Annotated in this window: 15 protein-coding genes and 1 riboswitch; of the genes, 14 read left to right on the top strand and 1 reads right to left on the bottom strand. The window is 62.2% G+C overall.

Going from position 1 to position 13,770, the window contains the following annotated elements; translation table 11 throughout:
- Positions 1-183: 183 nt before the first annotated feature.
- The 4 genes from hda to KQP88_RS17960 all read left to right on the top strand — a co-directional run bounded on the left by hda (position 184) and on the right by KQP88_RS17960 (position 3,032).
- Positions 184-888: a DnaA regulatory inactivator Hda gene (hda, locus tag KQP88_RS17975; RefSeq protein WP_025261330.1), complete on the top strand. Its 705-nt coding sequence runs from the start codon at positions 184-186 to the stop codon at positions 886-888.
- Entirely contained in the window at positions 882-1,646 is a 765-nt protein-coding gene (locus KQP88_RS17970; RefSeq protein ID WP_216703798.1) for an NAD-dependent deacylase, read from the top strand. The genes hda and KQP88_RS17970 overlap by 7 nt, the downstream gene beginning before the upstream one ends.
- A 75-nt stretch (positions 1,647-1,721) precedes the next feature.
- Positions 1,722-2,399: a C40 family peptidase gene (locus KQP88_RS17965; RefSeq protein WP_025261328.1), complete on the top strand. Its 678-nt coding sequence runs from the start codon at positions 1,722-1,724 to the stop codon at positions 2,397-2,399.
- Between the two features lie 84 nt (positions 2,400-2,483).
- On the top strand, positions 2,484-3,032 hold the full coding sequence (locus KQP88_RS17960; protein WP_200992642.1) for a C40 family peptidase: 549 nt from the start codon (positions 2,484-2,486) through the stop codon (positions 3,030-3,032).
- Positions 3,033-3,106: 74 nt separating this feature from the next.
- Here the strand turns inward: KQP88_RS17960 and KQP88_RS17955 are convergent, their stop codons facing one another.
- A complete protein-coding gene (locus KQP88_RS17955; protein ID WP_216703797.1) occupies positions 3,107-4,426 on the bottom strand; it encodes a PQQ-dependent sugar dehydrogenase in 1,320 nt (439 codons plus the stop codon).
- A gap of 104 nt (positions 4,427-4,530) precedes the next feature.
- A riboswitch (cobalamin riboswitch) is annotated at positions 4,531-4,752 on the top strand.
- 92 nt (positions 4,753-4,844) lie between these two features.
- On the opposite strand from KQP88_RS17955, the gene cobO reads away from it, so the two are divergent.
- Genes cobO through KQP88_RS17905 form a run of 10 tightly spaced genes read left to right on the top strand, consistent with a single transcriptional unit; the run spans position 4,845 to position 13,648 of the window.
- Positions 4,845-5,456 carry a cob(I)yrinic acid a,c-diamide adenosyltransferase gene (gene cobO / locus KQP88_RS17950; RefSeq protein WP_117163990.1) on the top strand — a complete coding sequence of 204 codons (612 nt, stop codon included), beginning with the start codon at positions 4,845-4,847 and terminating at the stop codon, positions 5,454-5,456.
- A gap of 10 nt (positions 5,457-5,466) precedes the next feature.
- Positions 5,467-6,762 (top strand): cobyrinate a,c-diamide synthase, encoded by a 1,296-nt coding sequence (locus KQP88_RS17945; RefSeq protein WP_216703796.1) that lies wholly within the window; start codon positions 5,467-5,469, stop codon positions 6,760-6,762.
- Positions 6,759-7,409: a 5,6-dimethylbenzimidazole synthase gene (gene bluB / locus KQP88_RS17940; RefSeq protein WP_200992639.1), complete on the top strand. Its 651-nt coding sequence runs from the start codon at positions 6,759-6,761 to the stop codon at positions 7,407-7,409. Before KQP88_RS17945 ends, bluB begins: the two co-directional genes overlap by 4 nt.
- Positions 7,406-8,314: an adenosylcobinamide-phosphate synthase CbiB gene (gene cbiB, locus KQP88_RS17935; RefSeq protein ID WP_200992638.1), complete on the top strand. Its 909-nt coding sequence runs from the start codon at positions 7,406-7,408 to the stop codon at positions 8,312-8,314. The genes bluB and cbiB overlap by 4 nt, the downstream gene beginning before the upstream one ends.
- The gene (cobD, locus tag KQP88_RS17930; RefSeq protein WP_216703795.1) at positions 8,307-9,308 is read left to right on the top strand and encodes a threonine-phosphate decarboxylase CobD; all 1,002 of its coding nucleotides are present in this window, start codon (positions 8,307-8,309) and stop codon (positions 9,306-9,308) included. Before cbiB ends, cobD begins: the two co-directional genes overlap by 8 nt.
- Entirely contained in the window at positions 9,305-10,765 is a 1,461-nt protein-coding gene (locus KQP88_RS17925) for a cobyric acid synthase (RefSeq protein WP_216703794.1), read from the top strand. Before cobD ends, KQP88_RS17925 begins: the two co-directional genes overlap by 4 nt.
- A 1-nt stretch (position 10,766) precedes the next feature.
- Positions 10,767-11,288 (top strand): bifunctional adenosylcobinamide kinase/adenosylcobinamide-phosphate guanylyltransferase, encoded by a 522-nt coding sequence (gene cobU / locus KQP88_RS17920; RefSeq protein ID WP_216703793.1) that lies wholly within the window; start codon positions 10,767-10,769, stop codon positions 11,286-11,288.
- Positions 11,285-12,337, top strand: coding sequence for a nicotinate-nucleotide--dimethylbenzimidazole phosphoribosyltransferase (cobT, locus tag KQP88_RS17915; protein WP_216703792.1), 1,053 nt, complete (start codon positions 11,285-11,287; stop codon positions 12,335-12,337). Before cobU ends, cobT begins: the two co-directional genes overlap by 4 nt.
- The gene (cobC, locus tag KQP88_RS17910; RefSeq protein WP_216703791.1) at positions 12,334-12,906 is read left to right on the top strand and encodes an alpha-ribazole phosphatase family protein; all 573 of its coding nucleotides are present in this window, start codon (positions 12,334-12,336) and stop codon (positions 12,904-12,906) included. Before cobT ends, cobC begins: the two co-directional genes overlap by 4 nt.
- A gap of 1 nt (position 12,907) precedes the next feature.
- Entirely contained in the window at positions 12,908-13,648 is a 741-nt protein-coding gene (locus KQP88_RS17905) for an adenosylcobinamide-GDP ribazoletransferase (protein ID WP_216703790.1), read from the top strand.
- The last annotated feature ends 122 nt before the right edge of the window (positions 13,649-13,770 follow it).

Here is a 13,770-nt window from a genome sequence, read left to right as displayed (position 1 = left end):
CTGTGTTCAGACGTTTTCGCCAGCAGGGCAGCCCAGGCCCTGTTGGCGAAGGTTTGCGCTGCCAAAGCGCAAGTCTTTGATTTTGCTTGGGGTATGGCGCATTGTGCCGTCGACGCCACGGGTATAAACTTTGCGCACTTTCCCAGAGGCCCCTAACGGTTCGCCTGAACCGTGCCCGTCAGCATGAAACCGATTCAGCTGCCCCTGAGTGTCCGTCTGCGTGATGACGCCACTTTCATCAATTACTATCCCGGCGCCAATGCTGCGGCTCTCGGCTATGTCGAGCGCCTGTGCGAGGCTGACGCGGGGTGGACGGAAAGCCTGATTTATCTGTGGGGCAAGGATGGGGTAGGGCGCACGCACTTGCTGCAGGCGGCTTGCCTTCGTTTCGAGCAGATGGGTGAGCCTTCTGTTTACCTGCCACTGGCCGAAGTCATCGATGAAGGCGTCGAGCTGTTCGATCACCTTGAGCAGTACGAGCTGGTCTGCCTGGATGACCTGCAAGCTGTGGTGGGCAAGCCAGAATGGGAAGAGGCGCTGTTTCATCTGTTCAATCGTTTGCGTGACAGCGGGCGTCGCCTGTTGATCGCGGCTTCTCAGTCGCCTCGCGAACTGCCGGTCAAGTTACCGGACCTCAAGTCTCGCCTGACCATGGCGCTGGTGTTCCAGATGCGTCCGCTGTCCGATGAAGACAAACTGCGCGCCCTGCAACTGCGCGCTTCCCGTCGCGGTCTGCACCTGACCGATGAAGTCGGGCATTTCATTCTTACCCGTGGCACCCGCAGCATGAACGCTTTGTTCGAGTTGCTTGAGCGTCTGGATCAGGCCTCCCTTCAGGAAAAGCGCAAGCTGACCATTCCCTTCCTCAAGGAAACCCTGGGTTGGTAGATCAGGCCTTGCTGATGCAGACGGCGGCAGCATTGCGCCATGCACAGCGGATCCTGGTGATTACCGGTGCGGGGCTTTCGGCGGATTCGGGTCTGCCTACCTATCGCGGTGTAGGCGGTCTTTATAATGGCAAGACCGATGACGGCCTGCCCATTGAGGTGGCGTTGTCCGGGCCGATGCTGCGCCGTGATCCAGAGCTGTGCTGGAAATACATTGCCGAACTGGGCAAGGCCTGCCTGGGCGGCCAGCCCAATGCCGCGCATTACGCCATTTCCCAGTTGCAGCGGATGAAGCCCGAATGCTGGGTGCTGACCCAGAACGTCGATGGCTATCATCGTGCCGCTGGCAGCCCGCCGGAACGCCTGATCGAGATCCATGGGCAAATGGCTCCACTGCTTTGCCAGTCCTGCGGCGAAAATGATCCTCATCTGAGTGAGCACCTGCTGCGACCTTTGCCGCCTCTGTGCCGGAAATGTAGTGGCGTTTTGCGACCGTCCGTCGTGCTGTTTCAGGAGATGTTGCCCGAGAAAGCTCTTGAAACACTCTATGAAGAGATGGCAAAAGGCTTTGATGCGGTGTTGAGTATCGGCACCACCGCCAGCTTCCCCTACATCCACGAACCCGTGTTGCGCACTCGTATTTGCGGGGGCTTCACGGCAGAAATCAATCCGGCGCCTACCGATCACAGCGCCGGGATGGACGTTTTTCTGCAGTGCCGGGCAGCACATGTCATGGAAAAACTCATAAGTCACATCTGATTCGATTGAATTTGCAAATCATCTTGATAGCGGGCATAGTCTCGCCTTCTTAACAGTTCAGCCACGGTCGTGCCCATGCAAGTAGTACGCTTCGCACCCCTCGTGCCACTCGCACTCGTTACTTTTTTGTTTGGTTGCTCTGCCAATTTACCGGTTTCTCAAGAGCAACAACCGCAGTACCAGAATTCGATCAGCTCGCAATCTCCGGCTCGCCGTGCAGATGCAGCCATGTTGCAGGAAGAACTCGCCACCGAAGAAGAACTGGCCGGTTTTGCTGACAACAAGCCTTACCAGTTGCCGGTTCTGGCCGATAGCATCCTGGAGCGTGGCAAATCCCTGATCGGGACTCGCTACCGTTTCGGTGGTTCTTCGACCACTTCGGGTTTCGATTGCAGCGGTTTCATCGGTTATCTGTTTCGTGAAGAGGCTGGCATGAGCCTGCCGCGTTCCACTCGCGAAATGATCAACGTGAATGCGCCTCTGGTGTCGCGCAATGACCTCAAGCCCGGTGACCTGCTGTTCTTCAGCACCCGTGGTCGCGGTCGTGTGAGCCATGCAGCCATTTACCTGGGTGACGATCAGTTCATCCATTCCAGCAGCCGCCGTAGTGGTGGTGTGCGCATCGACAGTCTCGATGACGCCTACTGGAGCAAGACGTTCATCGAGGCCAAGCGTGCTCTGGCAATGGCTCCTTCCAGCGAGCCTGTGCAGACCACTGCCATGACATCGACTACACTCAAGCGCCATAAATGATGTAGTGCGCAGACAGGCATGAGCCTGTCTGCATTTTCAGCTTCTCGGCAGTGTTGGCCGCATCCAGATCAGGTTGTTGTGGTTATGTCGATTACGTTACGTCTGGCGGTCATTTCCATCGCTGCGTTGCTGGGTGCATGTGCCAGCTCGCCACCTCCTCAGCCCCGTGTCGTTCAGCGCCCGGTGCTTTCTGCTCCCCCGCAAATTCTTTCCCAGGCTGCCGAAGACGTACTGTTTCGTGCGCTCGGGCTGGTTGGCACGCCTTATCGCTGGGGCGGCAATACACCGGATTCGGGTTTCGACTGCAGTGGTCTGATCGGCTATGTCTATCGTGACGCGGCGGGTATCTCGTTGCCGCGCTCGACCCGCGACATGATTGTGATGGGCGCGCCGAATGTCGGGCGTGAACAGCTGCAATCCGGTGATCTGGTGTTCTTCGCCACTTCCGGTGGCTCGCAGGTTTCCCATGCGGGTATTTACGTCGGCGAAGGCCGCTTCGTTCATGCACCGGCAACCGGTGGCACGGTGAAACTGGACAGCCTGGACAAGCCTTATTGGCAGAAGTCCTACCTCAACGCCAAGCGCGTCATCCAGCCTTCGAACCTCGCTCAGAACGCACAACTGCATAATTAACCCCAGCGAAGTAGGAGCGAATTTATTCGCGAAATGCCTCTTCGCGAATAAATTCGCTCCTACCGGGGTGTGGATTACTTGGCTGACGTCACCCGCCAGATCTTGTTGCCCACATCATCCGCGACCAACAATCCGCCATGCTGGTCATTGACCACCCCCACCGGGCGACCCTGGGCTTTTTCGTCTGCGCTCAGGAAGCCGGTCAGCACATCCACAGGTGCGCCATTGGGTTTGCCGCCGCTGAAGGGGATGAACACCACTTTATAGCCGCTGTGGGGCTTGCGGTTCCATGAGCCGTGCTGGCCAATGAACAGGCCTTCGTTGAAGGGGGCCGCAAGCGTCTTGCCGTCGGCGAACACCAGACCCAGAGATGCGGTGTGCGGGCCGACGGCGTAATCGGGGGATATGGCCTTGGCGACCAGTTCCGGTTTCTGCGGTTTGACCCGCTCATCCACATGCTGGCCGTAGTAGCTGTAAGGCCAGCCATAGAAACCGCCATCCTGCACAGAGGTCACGTAGTCGGGCACCAAGTCGCTGCCGATCTCGTCACGCTCGTTGACGGCAGTCCACAACTTGCCGGTATTGGGCTCCCAGTCCATGCCATTGGGGTTGCGCAGGCCCGATGCGAAAATCCGGTGCTGGCCGGTGGCAGCGTCCACTTCCCAGATCGCGGCGCGACCTTCTTCCTGATCCATGCCGTTTTCGCCAACGTTGCTGTTGGAACCGACCGTCACGTACAGCTTGCTGCCGTCCTTGCTGGCAATCACGTTCTTGGTCCAGTGGTGATTCAGCGTCCCGCCAGGCAAGTCGACGACTTTGGTGGCCTGGGCGCTGATGGAGGTCTGGCCGGTTTCATAAGGGAAACTGATCAGGCGGTCGGTATCGGCCACGTAGAGCTTGTTGCCCACCAGGGTCATGCCGAACGGCGAATTGAGGTTTTGCAGGAAGACCGTGCGGGTTTCGGCCACGCCGTCGTGGTCCTTGTCGCGCAGCAGGGTGATGCGGTTGGCGCTGGGCACACCGGCTCCGGCGCGGCCCATGACTTTTTCCATGACCCAGCCGCGCACGCCTTTGGCGTCGTCAGGTTTGGGCGGTGAATTGGTTTCCGCGACCAGCACGTCGCCATTGGGCAGCACGTACAGCCAGCGCGGGTGATCCAGCCCTTCGGCAAAGGCGGCGACCTGGGTGCCGGGTGCGGCAACCGGTTTTGCATTCTTTTCCCAACCTACGGCAGGGGCGATGTTGACGGTGGGGATCAGGGTCTTGTTCGGTTCGGGCAGTCTGGGCGAAGGGCCGGTGCCATCCGAGACTTGCAGTGTCGAAGACTCGCCGCAGGCTGTGAGGCCTCCTGCAACCAGAAGCAGCAAGGCAAGCCGGGGTCTGAGTGTGAACATGCCGATCTCCATAACGGTCAGTGGCCAGATAAAGATAGGAGGGACCTGAACTGTCGAGGTTCAATCCTCTTGTGTCGATTGACGCTCCCAGCCCAACCCTCTACCCTTCGCCGCTTGTTTCAGGTGCTTTGCAATCCTCGATTGGCAGAGTGAAACAGGGAAGCCGGTGAGGACGCACTACAACTCCGATCCCGGCGCTGCCCCCGCAACGGTAAATGAGTCAAGACTGCGCTCGATGCCACTGTGTCCCAGGACACGGGAAGGCGCGCAGATCAGGCAGATGCCTGCTCATGAGCCCGGAGACCGGCCTGATCCACTCAACAGCATCACGGCGGGCGATGCTCTGCGCAGGGCTTTGCCGTGCTGCCTGATGCTGTCCTTCCGTCTGCTTTCGCGTGCCCTCAAGCGGAGAGCTGAGATGAACGAATCCCCCGAACGTGACGAACGTCATCTGGCGCGCATGCAGCGCAAGAAGGCGGTAATGGACGAGCGCATTGCCAGCGCTCCCAACGAGTGTGGCCTGCTGCTGGTGCTGACCGGTAATGGCAAGGGCAAGAGCAGCTCGGCATTCGGCATGCTCGCCCGGGCCATGGGCCACGACATGCAGTGTGGCGTGGTGCAGTTCATCAAGGGCCGCAACAGCACCGGTGAAGAGCTGTTCTTCCGGCGTTTCCCCGAGCAGGTGCGTTACCACGTGATGGGCGAGGGGTTCACCTGGGAAACCCAGGACCGCCAGCGTGATATCGCCGCCGCCGAAGCCGCCTGGGAAGTGTCCCGTGAAATGCTCCGTGACCCCGGCATCGGTCTGGTGATCCTCGATGAGCTGAATATCGCCCTCAAGCATGGCTATCTGGATCTGGAGCAAGTACTGAGCGACTTGCAGGCCCGGCCACCGATGCAGCATGTGGTGGTGACCGGCCGTGGCGCCAAACCCGAATTGATCGACCTGTCCGATACCGTTTCCGAGATCGGCGTGGTCAAGCATGCGTTCCAGGCCGGAATCCGTGCGCAAAAAGGCATCGAGTTGTGAGTAACCCTGTATGAGAGCGCCGCGTCATTGCCCGGCAGTATTGATTGCCGCGCCCGCCTCCGGGCAGGGCAAGACCACGGTCACCGCTGCGCTGGCACGCCTGCACCGTAACCAGGGCCGCAAGGTCCGGGTGTTCAAGTGCGGGCCTGATTTTCTGGACCCGATGATTCTGGAGCGGGCCAGCGGCGCGCCGGTTTACCAGCTGGATCTGTGGATGGTGGGCGCCGATGAAAGCCGACGCCTGCTGTGGGAAGCCGCCGCCGAGGCGGACCTGATCCTGATCGAGGGCGTCATGGGGCTGTTCGACGGTACGCCATCGAGTGCCGATCTGGCCCGCCACTTCGGCGTTCCGGTGCTGGGTGTGATCGATGGCACGGCCATGGCCCAGACTTTCGGAGCGCTGGCCCTGGGGTTGGCGCGTTATCAGCCGGACCTGCCGTTCGCCGGAGTGCTGGCCAACCGGGTCGGCACCGTACGTCATGCGCAGTTGCTCGAAGGCAGCCTGACGGAAGGCCTGCGCTGGTATGGCGCGCTCTCTCGTGAAACCGGTATCGAATTGCCGAGCCGTCATCTGGGCTTGGTGCAGGCCAGTGAACTCAACGATCTGGACCTGCGCCTGGACGCTGCCGCCGATGCGCTGGCCAGCACCTGCGACGTGCTCTTGCCGCCTGCCGTGACCTTCAATGCGCCTGACCCGGTGCCTGCCGAACCTCTGCTGGCCGGTGTGCGTATCGCCATCGCCCGTGACGAGGCCTTTGCCTTTGCCTACGGGGCAAGCCTGGATCTGCTGCGGGCCATGGGTGCGGAGCTGTCGTTTTTCTCGCCGATCCGCGATAGCCACTTGCCCGAGGCTGACAGCCTGTACCTGCCGGGCGGTTATCCCGAGCTTCATCATGCAGCGCTGGCTGAAAACACGCCGATGCTGGAGGCGATTCATGCCCATCATCTGGCAGGCAAGCCGATACTGGCCGAATGCGGCGGCATGCTGTACCTGCTCGACGCCTTGACCGATGTCGAAGGGCAGCGTGCCGAGTTGGTGGGTCTGCTCAGTGGCGAGGCGGTCATGCAAAAACGTCTGGCGGCCCTGGCCCTGCAAGTGGTCGAACTGCCTGAAGGCTCGTTGCGCGGGCACACGTATCACCATTCCCTGACCAGCACCGAGTTACAGCCCATTGCCCGTGGCGTCAGCCCCAATGGCGGACGAGGCGCGGAGGCGGTGTATCGCGATGGGCGCCTGACGGCTTCCTACGTGCACTTCTATTTCCCTTCCAATCCTCAGGCGGTTGCGGCGCTGTTCACACCATGACCGATCAGGCGTTCAGTCCCCAGGAGCGGGCCGCGGTCTATCGGGCCATTGCCGAGCGCCGCGACATGCGTCACTTCAGTGGCGGCAGCGTGGCACCCGAACTGCTTGCGCGTTTGCTTGAAGCAGCGCATCAGGCGCCCAGTGTCGGCCTGATGCAGCCCTGGCGTTTCATCCGCATCAGCGACCCGGCATTGCGGGCGCACATGCAGGCCCAGGTGGAAGAAGAGCGGGTGCGTACTGCCGAAGCCCTGGGCGAGCGTGCCGATGAGTTCATGAAGCTCAAGGTCGAGGGCATCAGCGATTGCGCCGAAGTGTTGGTGGCCGCGCTGATGGACGATCGGGAAAAGCATATTTTCGGTCGTCGGACCTTGCCGGAAATGGACATGGCGTCCTTGTCCTGTGCGATCCAGAACCTGTGGCTGGCCTCCCGTGCCGAAGGGTTGGGCATGGGATGGGTGTCGCTGTTCGATCCTCAGGCGCTGGCCAGTCTGCTGGGCATGCCCGAAGGCGCAAAACCCCTGGCGATCCTGTGCCTGGGGCCGGTGGAAGAGTTTTACCCGGCACCGATGCTGGTGCTGGAAGGCTGGGCGCAAGCGCGTCCACTCAATGAATTGCTGTATGAGAATCAATGGGGAGTGAGTCCATGAGTGTGGCGCTGTTGAGCGTTGCCGGAGTAGCGCTGGATGCGTTGCTCGGCGAGCCGAAACGCTCACATCCGCTGGTGGCGTTCGGTCGTCTGGCTGACCGTATCGAGCAGCGTTTCAATTCCGGCGGACGTGGCTGGCGCAGTCATGGGGTCACAGCCTGGTTTCTGGCTGTGGTGCCCTTGACGCTGCTGGCAACCATCCTCAGTTGGCTGCCCTATGTCGGCTGGCTGGTGGAGATTCTGGCGCTGTATTGCGCGCTGGGGCTGCGCAGCCTGGGCGAGCATGTGGAACCGGTGGCCCAGGCCCTGCGCTCGGGCAATCTGGATGAAGCGCGGCGGCGGGTCGGTTATCTGGTCAGCCGCCAGACCACCGAACTGGACGAAACAGAAGTCGCCCGTGCCGCCACCGAATCGGTACTGGAAAACGGCAGCGATGCGGTGTTTGCCGCGCTGTTCTGGTTTGCGGTGGCCGGTGCGCCCGGTGTGGTGCTGTATCGACTGAGCAACACGCTGGATGCCATGTGGGGTTATCGCAACGAGCGTTTCGAGCGCTTTGGCTGGGCGGCGGCGAAAATTGACGACTTGCTCAACTACATTCCTGCGCGTCTGGTGGCCCTGACCTACGCGCTGCTGGGCAAGACTCGCCTGTCTCTGCGTTGCTGGCGCACTCAAGGGCCGACCTGGGACAGCCCCAATGCCGGTCCGGTCATGGCCGCTGGGGCCGGTGCCCTGGGTGTCGAGCTGGGTGGCGCGGCGATCTATCACGGCGAACTGCATCAGCGCCCGCAACTGGGCGAAGGCGTGCCCGCCGATGCGGATGCCATCGATCGTGGCTGGCAACTGGTGCAAAGAGGCGTCTGGCTGTGGCTGCTGGTCTTGTGCGTGGGGGCCGAGTTCTATGCTTGAGCACGGTGGTCGCCTGAGGGCGGCAGCGCAGCATTACGGCATCGACCGTGCTGACTGGCTGGACCTGTCCACCGGTATTGCGCCCTGGGCATGGCCGATTCCGGAGATTCCTGCACAGGCCTGGGCGCGTCTGCCGGAAACCGACGACGGCCTGGAAGCTGCCGCCTGCGCCTATTACGGCGTACCTCAACTCTTACCGGTGCCGGGTTCGCAAGCTGCGATCCAGGCCTTGCCTCGTGTGCGCAGCGCCTGTCGGGTCGGCGTCCTGTCGCCTTGCTATGCCGAGCACGCCCATGCCTGGCGCAAAAGCGGATTTCTGGTGCGTGAAGTGCAGGAACAGGAAGTGGATTACTTCCTGGACAGCCTCGACGTGTTGGTGGTGGTCAACCCCAACAATCCCACGGGCCTGCACCTGACCCCGGAGCGCTTGCTGGAATGGCACGCCCGTCTGGCCGAACGCGGCGGCTGGCTGGTGGTTGATGAGGCTTTCATGGACAACACGCCGGACACCAGTCTGGCGGCCGAAACCGGGCGCGTCGGCCTGATCGTGTTGCGTTCGTTCGGCAAGTTCTTTGGTCTGGCCGGCGTGCGATTGGGCTTCGTGCTGGCGGAGCCGGGCCTGCTCAAGGCACTGGCGGCAGAAATCGGCCCGTGGTCGGTCAGCGGGCCGACACGGATTCTGGGGCAGGCGTGTCTCGCAGACCTTGAAGGCCATGCCCGCCAGCGCCAGCGTTGCGATCAGGCCAGTGAGCGTCTGGTGGCATTGCTGAGCAATCACGGCCTGAGCCCACAAGGCGGCTGCGCGCTGTTTCAGTGGGTGGTCACCGAGCAGGCACCGGCCCTGCATGACTTCTGCGCCCGGCGCGGTGTCTTGCTGCGTCTGTTCGAGGGTCAGGGGGCGGTCAGCAGTCTGCGCTTTGGCTTGCCTTGCGAAGAGGCCGACTGGTCGCGTCTGGAACATGTACTGCTCGAATACCGCAAGGAAACCCCATGACCACGTTGATGGTACAAGGCACGACGTCCGATGCCGGCAAAAGTACGCTGGTGACCGCGCTCTGCCGCTGGCTGACCCGCCAGGGCGTCAAGGTGGTGCCGTTCAAGCCGCAGAACATGGCGCTCAACAGTGCGGTGACGGCGGACGGCGGCGAAATCGGTCGGGCCCAGGCCGTGCAGGCTCAGGCTTGCGGGCTGGAGCCTCATACCGACATGAATCCGGTGCTGCTCAAGCCCAATAGCGATACCGGCGCTCAGGTCATCATTCATGGCCGCGCTGTGACCACCATGAATGCCGTGGCGTATCACGGCTACAAGGAAATCGCCATGCAGGCGGTGCTGGAGTCCCATCGGCGCCTGGGCGAGACGTACCCGGTGATCATGGTCGAGGGTGCCGGTTCGCCTGCCGAGATCAATCTGCGCGCCAACGACATCGCCAACATGGGGTTTGCCGAAGCCGTGGATTGCCCGGTGCTGCTGGTGGCCGATATCAATCGCGGCGGTGTGTTCGCGCATCTGGTGGGCACGCTGGAGTTGCTGTCGCCCAGCGAGCAGGCGCGAGTGAAGGGTTTTGTCATCAACCGTTTTCGTGGTGACATCGCGCTGTTGCAACCGGGGCTGGACTGGCTCGAAGCCCGTACTGGCAAGCCGGTGGTGGGCGTGCTGCCGTATGTGATGGATCTGCATCTGGAAGCCGAAGACGGTCTGGATCGACGCCAGACCGACAAGGTCGAGCGGGTGCTCAATGTCGTGGTGCCGGTGCTGCCGCGCATCAGCAACCACACCGATTTCGATCCGCTGCGCCTGCACCCGCAGGTCAATCTGCAATTCATCGGCCCCGGTCAGGCGGTGCCGCCTGCCGATCTGATCATCCTGCCGGGCTCGAAAAGCGTGCGCAGCGACCTGACGTACCTGCGCGCCAACGGCTGGGAGACGGCCATTGCCCGGCATCTGCGCTATGGCGGCAAGCTGCTGGGTATTTGCGGCGGCCTGCAGATGTTGGGTCAGCAAATGCATGATCCTCTTGGCCTGGAGGGCGCGCCGGGCTCCAGCCCCGGTCTGGGTTTGCTGGACATGAGCACGGTACTGGAAGCCGAGAAGCAACTGCGAAATGTGCGCGGGCGTCTGGCGCTGGAGGAGGCAGAAGTCTGCGGCTATGAAATTCATGCGGGCGTGACCAGCGGCGCGGCTCTGGAAAACGCTGCCGTGCATCTGGACGATGGCCGTTGTGACGGTGCGCAAAGTGCTGATGGGCAGATTCTGGGTACTTACCTGCATGGCCTGTTCGAGTCGCCTGCCGCCTGTAGCGCGCTGTTGCGCTGGGCGGGTTTGCAGGATGTGCAGCAAGTGGATTATCACGGGCTGCGGGAGCGGGATATCGAGCGTCTGGCCGATCTGGTGGAAAAGCACCTCGATGGCCCGCTGTTGCGCGAGCTGTGCGGCCTGGAGGTGAAGTGAAATGCTGCAATTGATCCTGGGTGGTGCCCGCTCCGGCAAGAGTCGCCTGGCTGAAAGGCTGGCGGCGGAGTCGGGGTTGAGCGTCATTTATATCGCCACCAGCCAGCCGCTGGACGGCGAGATGAACCAGCGGGTGGCGACTCACCGTCAGCGTCGTCCCGACAGTTGGGGGCTGGTCGAAGAACCTGTCGAACTGGCGCGTGTCCTGCGAGAAAACGCTGCAAGCGGGCACTGCCTGCTGGTGGATTGCCTGACGCTGTGGCTGACCAACCTGCTGATGCTCGATGACCCCGAGCGCCTGGCTCAGGAGCACGAGGCGCTGCTGGAATGCCTGGGCGAACTGCCGGGTGAAATCATTTTTGTCAGTAACGAAACCGGGCTGGGCGTCGTGCCGATGGGTGAGCTGACCCGCCGCTATGTCGATGAAGCCGGGCTGTTGCATCAAGCCCTGGCCGAGCGTTGCCAGCGTGTGGTGTTGACCGTTGCCGGCTTGCCTCTGACTTTGAAAGGACCCGCATTATGAGTAATTCCTGGTGGCTCAAGCCCGCTCAGGCTGTGGATGTGCCGATGCGCGAAGCTGCGCTGGCCCGTCAGCAGCAATTGACCAAACCGGCCGGTTCGCTGGCGCAACTGGAGCGGCTGGCGGTTCAGCTCGCAGGTTTGCAGGGACGCATCAAACCCAAGGCCGATCAGCTGTGGATCGCGATTTTTGCTGGCGATCATGGCGTCGTTGCCCAGGGCGTCTCGGCCTATCCGCAGGAAGTGACCGGGCAGATGCTGCATAACTTCGTCAATGGCGGCGCTGCGATCAGCGTGCTGGCCCGGCAGTTGTCGGCGAAGCTGGATGTGGTCGATCTGGGCACCGTGTCGCCAGTGGATTTCCCCGGTGTGCGCCATTTGCGCATCGGAGCAGGCACCGCCGACTTCACCCAGGGCCCGGCCATGACCGCCGAGCAAGGACTGGCGGCCATGCAGGCCGGACGTGACAGCGTGCTGCGCGCCAAGGCGGCGGGCGCCGAGCTGTTTATCGGCGGCGAGATGGGGATCGGCAACACCACGGCAGCCAGTGCGGTCGCCTGTTCGTTGCTGGAGTGCGCGGCGCAATTGTTGGTCGGCCCCGGCACCGGTCTGAACGCCGACGGTATGCGACACAAGAGCGAAGTCATCGAGCGTGCCCTGGCCTTGCATGCGGATCAGGCGGGTGACCCGTTGCAAAGTCTGTTCTGCCTGGGCGGTTTCGAGATCGCTGCACTGGTGGGCGCCTATCTGGCCTGTGCCCAGGAAGGCATCGCGGTACTGGTGGATGGTTTCATTTGCAGCGTGGCTGCCTTGGTGGCGGTGCGTCTTAACCCGTCCTGTCGCGACTGGCTGTTGTTCGGCCATCGTGGCGCCGAGCCTGGGCATCGGCATCTGCTGGAAGCCTTGCAGGCCGAACCTCTGCTGGACCTGGGCCTGCGCCTGGGCGAGGGCAGTGGTGCAGCCCTGGCAGTGCCTCTGGTGCGGCTTGCCTGTGAGCTGCATAACGGCATGGCGACCTTTGCCGAAGCGGCAGTGGCGGATCGTCCGGCATGACATTGCATCTGGATCTGTTGCGCCACGGTGAAACCGAACTGGGCGGCGGCCTGCGCGGCAGCCTGGACGATGCCCTGACCGCAACAGGCTGGGAGCAGATGCGCGAGGCCGTGGCGCAAGCAGAGCCGTGGGACCGGATTTACACCTCGCCCTTGCAGCGTTGTGCGCGTTTCTCCGAAGAACTGGCCGCAAAGCTGGCGCTGCCGCTGCATGTCGAGCCTGGCTTGCAGGAGCTGCACTTCGGCGATTGGGAAGGGCATAGCGCGGCGCAATTGATGGAAACCGATGCCGAAGGGCTGGGGCTGTTCTGGGAAGATCCCTACGCTTTTACGCCGCCCAATGGCGAGCGGGTGACGGATTTCTCCGAGCGAGTATTGGGCGCTGTGCAAGGCTTGCAGCAACGCCATGCCGGCGAGCGAGTGTTGCTGGTCAGCCACGGCGGGGTAATGCGCCTGTTGCTGGCTCAGGCCCGGGGCCTGCCTCGCGAACAGTTGTTGCAGGTGACGGTCGGTCACGGCGCGCTGCTGTCCATCAAGGTCGCCGCCGGTGGCGTGCTGACGGAGAACTGAGATGCTGCCGTTCTGGATTGCCCTGCAATTTCTCAGCAGCCTGCCGGTTCGGCTGCCGGGTATGCCGCAGCCTCAGGAATTGGGACGCTCGCTGCTGTTCTATCCATTGGTCGGCGTGCTGTTCGGCGTGCTGTTGATGGCGCTGAACCGGGTGCTCGAAGGTTCGCCCGTGATGCTGCATGCGGCCTTGCTGCTGACCGCCTGGGTGCTGCTGAGCGGCGGTCTGCACCTGGACGGTCTGGCGGACAGCGCCGATGCCTGGCTGGGCGGCTTTGGCGACCGAGAGCGAACCCTGAGCATCATGAAGGACCCACGCAGCGGCCCTATCGCCGTGGTGACGCTGGTGCTGATCCTGCTGCTCAAGTTCACCGCGATCCTTGCCTTGATCGAAAGCCACAACAGCATCGCCTTGTTACTGGCTCCACTGATCGGGCGCAGCGCCATGCTTGGGTTGTTTCTCGGCACGCCTTATGTGCGTGCGGGCGGTCTGGGGCAGGCGTTGGCCGATCATTTGCCTCGTCGTACCGGGCAGTGGGTCTTGCTGATCAGCGCGGGCGCTTGTGTGTTGCTGGGCGGTTGGGCCGGATTGATTGCGGTGGTTGCGGCCACTGCCGGTTTCTTCTGGTTGCGCAAGTTGATGCTGCGTCGGTTGGGCGGCACGACCGGTGATACGGCGGGGGCTTTGCTGGAGTTGCTGGAGGTGGTGGTTTTGTTGGTTGTGGTGTTGGTTTTTCGCGAATGAGCGGAGCGTCGCCCGATTCTACCGGGTAATGCCTATCAGTTAAGGCACACCTGTCACTTGTGGGAGGGGCCTTGGCCGCGACGACTAGCTTACAGGCAACACATTTTCAGTGCCTGAACTGG

The organism is Pseudomonas lijiangensis (assembly GCF_018968705.1).
Taxonomy (GTDB): Bacteria; Pseudomonadota; Gammaproteobacteria; order Pseudomonadales; family Pseudomonadaceae; genus Aquipseudomonas; species Aquipseudomonas lijiangensis.
This window is presented reverse-complemented; position numbering and strand designations above follow the sequence as displayed.